The sequence below is a fragment of the Rahnella sp. Larv3_ips genome (assembly GCF_003697865.1).
In the GTDB taxonomy this organism is placed as follows: domain Bacteria; phylum Pseudomonadota; class Gammaproteobacteria; order Enterobacterales; family Enterobacteriaceae; genus Rahnella; species Rahnella rivi.
On record NZ_MJIB01000004.1, the window covers coordinates 897,440 to 902,007 of the forward strand.

Annotated in this window: 4 protein-coding genes; 2 read left to right on the forward strand and 2 right to left on the reverse strand. The window is 56.8% G+C overall.

What is annotated here, in order from left to right; genetic code table 11:
* Window positions 1–1,092: 1,092 nt before the first annotated feature.
* Window positions 1,093–1,359, forward strand: coding sequence for a DUF3811 domain-containing protein (locus tag ED901_RS06450; protein ID WP_056779328.1), 267 nt, complete (start codon window positions 1,093–1,095; stop codon window positions 1,357–1,359).
* A 63-nt stretch (window positions 1,360–1,422) separates the two neighbouring features.
* Here the strand turns inward: ED901_RS06450 and ED901_RS06455 are convergent, their stop codons facing one another.
* On the reverse strand, window positions 1,423–3,042 hold the full coding sequence (locus ED901_RS06455; RefSeq protein ID WP_122095357.1) for a rhodanese-like domain-containing protein: 1,620 nt from the start codon (window positions 3,040–3,042) through the stop codon (window positions 1,423–1,425).
* On the reverse strand, window positions 3,035–3,640 hold the full coding sequence (locus tag ED901_RS06460) for a cysteine dioxygenase (RefSeq protein WP_122095358.1): 606 nt from the start codon (window positions 3,638–3,640) through the stop codon (window positions 3,035–3,037). The genes ED901_RS06455 and ED901_RS06460 overlap by 8 nt, the downstream gene beginning before the upstream one ends.
* Window positions 3,641–3,824: 184 nt before the next feature.
* Here ED901_RS06460 and ED901_RS06465 point away from each other — a divergent pair.
* Window positions 3,825–4,568, forward strand: a 744-nt coding sequence (locus ED901_RS06465) for a LysR family transcriptional regulator (protein WP_162997837.1), incomplete at its 3' end; no start/stop codon positions are given.

The window sequence follows — 4,568 nt, forward strand, 5'->3', positions numbered from 1 at the left end:
CCCTGAGTTGGCGCTGTACGCCCTGAAAGATTTCGCCCCGCGAAGCCAGTTATGGCTGGTCTATCCCAATGTCCCTGCCAGCCAGATCCCCGCCATTGATGCCTTCGCCGCCGCCATCGCGCACGGCCTGGATTTACCGGTTCAAACGGGGATAGAGTATTAGATTCTCGTGGGCGAGGGATTCCGCGGATGCGTTTTAACGTTAAGACCGTGGGTTGCCACCCACACCGGCCTTAAGGTCAAGACCTTGGGCTCGCCGCCCAAACGGGCTGTATTTCAGGCAGTTCTGCGGATACTTTAACGTCAAGACCTTGGGCTCGCCGCCCAAACGGGCCCAAAGGGTTTTAAACGAAACCCTTTGGAATCCTGCGTTTTTTTAACTGCGCGCTGCCGCTCGCGGGCTATGTTTCAGCGGCTTGCGTTATTGCCGCAAAATCCCGCCGCTTTGCGGTGCCCTCCGGTCGGGTTACAACCCGCGCAAACAGACGCGCGGTTTTCCACCTCTCCCTCCGGCGTGATTTTTGAGCGCGGCCAATGGCTATGTAATTCAAATGATTATTAAGTGCGGCCAATGGCTTTGTAATTCAGATGATTATTGAGACTTAATTTTTTGATTTATTTTTGATTTATTTTTGATTTATAAAGTCGAAAACAGTGAGGTTGTGCTTTAAGAAGCCTCTGGCCGCGCTCAAAACGACGTCGAATGAACGGTGAGAAACCGCGAGGGTGTTTTTCCGAGCGGGTCCGAACCTGAAATGAGAGGACCGCGCAGCGGCGGCGTTTGCGGCAATAGCGGTGGCCGCTGGAATATAGTCTACAAGCGGCAGCGCGCAGTGAAAGAGCCTGGGATTCTTAAGGGGGGCGGCGATAAGCCCCCCTTAAGGCCGGTGTGGGTGGCAACCCACGGTTTTGACGTTAAAACGTATTCGCAGGGCCGGTGTGGGTGGCAACCCACGGTTTTGACGTTAAAACGTATTCGCAGGGCCGGTGTGGGTGGCAACCCACGGTTTTGACGTTAAAACGCATTCTGCGGGCATTTCCCCCCGTTAACGACTACACTGGTTGCCACTTTCCTCACAGGACGCGTTAAAAATGAAAAGACTGACACAACAAGATATGACGGAAAGCGAACAGCGCGAGCTAAAAACCTTGCTGGACCGGGCTCGTAAAGCACAGGGCCGTGAGTTGACCAATTCTGAAAATAACCGCATTAAAGATGATTACATCGATAAGTTGATGGAAGAGAAGGAAAAGGTCGCGGCTAAAGCGCGTGCGGAAAAACGCCGTAATAAAGCCGTGCCAAGTACCTCTGCAACCTATGACTGGACTGCCCGCACCCATCCGCGTGGCCGTCGTTAAGTATTAACTGATCCTCTGCGTTCTTCACGCAGAGGCGTCAGCCCCGTTCTGCTTTATGTCATTTCACGACGTCAATAATACAAAACCGTGCGTACCGTCTTTTTCCAGTTGCGCCACCAGACCATATTCCCAGTCGAGATAATCCTGCATGGCCTGCGGGCTGACATCCGTCCCTTCGTACGGACGGCGATAGCGATCCTGTGGATTTTCCAGCCAGACCGAGTCACCGTGCTCAAGCGGCAGACCGCCATCAATCCAGCCCACCGTTCCTTTCTCCAGCAAAAAAGTATTTTTACCCGTCAGTGCAGCTATTTCTGTGACAGCGTAACGTGCGAGCAGACCGCTGGTGCACGTCACCACCCAGCGCTGTTTCTCAGGCTGTGAAGCGATAATCTGGGGGATGTTGCCGCGTGTGGTCCACACTGCGCCCGGAATGCGGCGGTTGCGGAAGTTCGCGCTGGTGGTGAGATCAATCACCCCGGTGTCGCCCTCTGCCAGCCAGTGTTGCACTGTCTGCGGAGTGACCGATTCCACCGCCGGCGCGGGGGCAACGCTGGCTTTCCAGTCGCCTTGCCCGGTGAAGTCTTCCGCGCTAACGTCCGCAACGTACACTTCCCAGTTCATCTGCGCCAGCCAGGATGCGGCCAGGGTGGCGCGCACGCCGTCGTCATCGGCCAGCACTACCCGCGCACCGCGCACGCTGGCGTAATGATCGGTTTCCTGAATCAGCTGGCCGCCCGCAACATGTCGCGCCCCCGGTAAATGACCGGCGCGAAACTCCTCTGCCGTGCGGACATCAAAAAGGTATAACGTGCGGGAATTGTCCTGCTGCCAGTCGCGAATTTGTGACAACGTCACAGTGCGAACGCCCGCACGAATTCCCAGAGCCTGCGCTCCTTCCAGCGCCGCCTGGCGTGACTTTTCACTGAGCGGCGGAAACTGCGCCTGTTGCTGATGCGCCAGTGTCTGGCCCGCCAGCGTCCAGCCAATGGTGCCGTTGCGTAAAGCCGCTACCGGCTGATTCAAACCGGCATTGATCAGCGATTGTGTACCGATAATGCTGCGGGTTCGGCCTGCGCAGTTAACAATAATCTGCGTACTGGCATCAGGTACGACATCACGCAAGCGCAGCACAAGCTCCCCTCCCGGTACGCTGACGCCGCCGGGAATGCTCATGGTCTGAAATTCATCAAAACGGCGCACATCCAGCACCGCGATATTCGCGCCCTGCTGTTGCAGTGCCAGCACCTGTTCTGCACTCAGTGAAGGCGTCTGGTAATGATGTTCCACCCATTCACCAAACGCTTTGCCCGGCGCATTCACATCAATGAAGATTTCCCCGCCGGCCTCTTTCCAGCCTGCCAGATCGCCCGCCAGCACGGCGACATCCTGATACCCCAGCGCGCGCAGCAACGCCGCCGCCCGCGTGGTTTTGCGCTCGCCGCGCGCGGCGTCATAGAACTCGCCGTTGTCATACAGCGTCACCGCCGTTTTACGCTGCGGAATGCGATCCAGCACTTCCAGCTCCAGTTTTGACAGTGCCAGATTGACCGCAAACAACGGATGGCCGGTGGCAAACGCGGCTTCTTCACGAACATCAACCAGCGCGACTTCCTGCCCGGCGATCAACGCCTGTCGCAGCCACGAAAAATGACGCAGCGGTAAGGTTTGAGCATCAGACATATGGATTCTCTTTTGACAGATCCCAGACATTGGGCAGGAGTGAGTTGGAATAGCCGGAAATAAAGGTTTTCTCGCTGCCGTCGGGCAAGTAAACCGCCCGTGACACTGCGCCGATATTGCCGCCATAAACGTGAATACTGACCGAAACGCGATCGGCGTAAAGATTGCTGACCTGATGAATATCCAGCACATCCGGCGCGATTTTCTCTACATCGCCCGGATGCAGTGTCACGGCGGGCCCTTCGGGTTGCAGGGTGCCGTCGCGGTGGCGCACATAATTCTGGCTGGTTTCTCCCCCGCGCAGCATCCCGATCAGCCCCCAGACCCGGTGGTCATGCACCGGCGTGGTGTGCCCCGGTCCCCAGACAAAACTGACCACGGAAAATCGCGACAGCGGATCGGCATACAGCAAATATTGCTGATAGTGTTCGGCATGTGGCTCAGCAAAGGCTTCCGGCAGCCAGTTATGCTGACCGATCAGTGTCGCCAGCAGTGTGCTGCCCTGCGCCAGTACCTCGGTCTGACCATGCGGTTCCTGAATCAGCCGCGTGAAGTCGGCCAGAAACTGGCGCAGTGGCGCGGTATGTAAAGCGGTCATCGCCTTCCCCTTTTGATCAACATTCAGGACAGGCTAGCACTGGTCAAACTCAACCAAAATTCATTTTATGGATAAGCTAATATGCATTTAACACATAAAAATGTGCGGTGCGATCCAGCGTCCTACTTCAAATTGTTTTATGCTGCGCGAACTGATGTTGATTCTCTGACGGATACCGGATGCCATGAAAATTGAAGATTTAACCGCGTTTGTTGCGGTCATTCGCCTGCAATCGACGCGTCTGGCCGCCGATGAGCTGGGGCTCACGCAACCGGCCATTACCCGCCGCGTACAGAATTTCGAAGAATCACTGGGCATCCCGTTGCTGAACCGGCAAACCAAACCGCTGAAACCGACGCTGATGGGTAAACGTGTTTATCAGCAATGCCGCCATATTTTGCGCGAAGTGGATGCGCTCAGCGATCTGGTGGCTGCCGACAGCCCGCCGTCCGGCCTGCTGCGTCTGGCGGTTCCGCAAAGCCTGAGCGAAAGCAGCCTGCTGCCCGCGCTTAAGATGCTTTCCAGCCAGTTCCCGGAAATTCAGCCACGTTTATCCAGCGGCTGGGGCGAAGAATTATTGCTGCGCGTACAGCGTCAGGAGCTTGAGGCGGCGGTGGTGCTGTTTCCCGCCAGTAAACAATTTCCGGCAGGCATTGAGAATCAGCCTCTCGGCGCCGTAGATCTGGTGGTGGTCGGGCCGAAAGCCACGGCAGCGTTGCCGCAGCGGCTGGAGGAGTGTTATCAGCACGGGTGGATCCTCAATCCGGAAGGCTGTGGTTTCCGCGCGGCACTGCAACGGGCATTAATCGAACAGGGTTTGCCACTGTTGATCAATCTCGAAGCCTTTGGCGTTACGCTGCAACTCTCCCTCATCGCCGAAGGCCGCGGCCTCGGCCTGATGCCGCGCGCACTGGTGGAACATCACCCC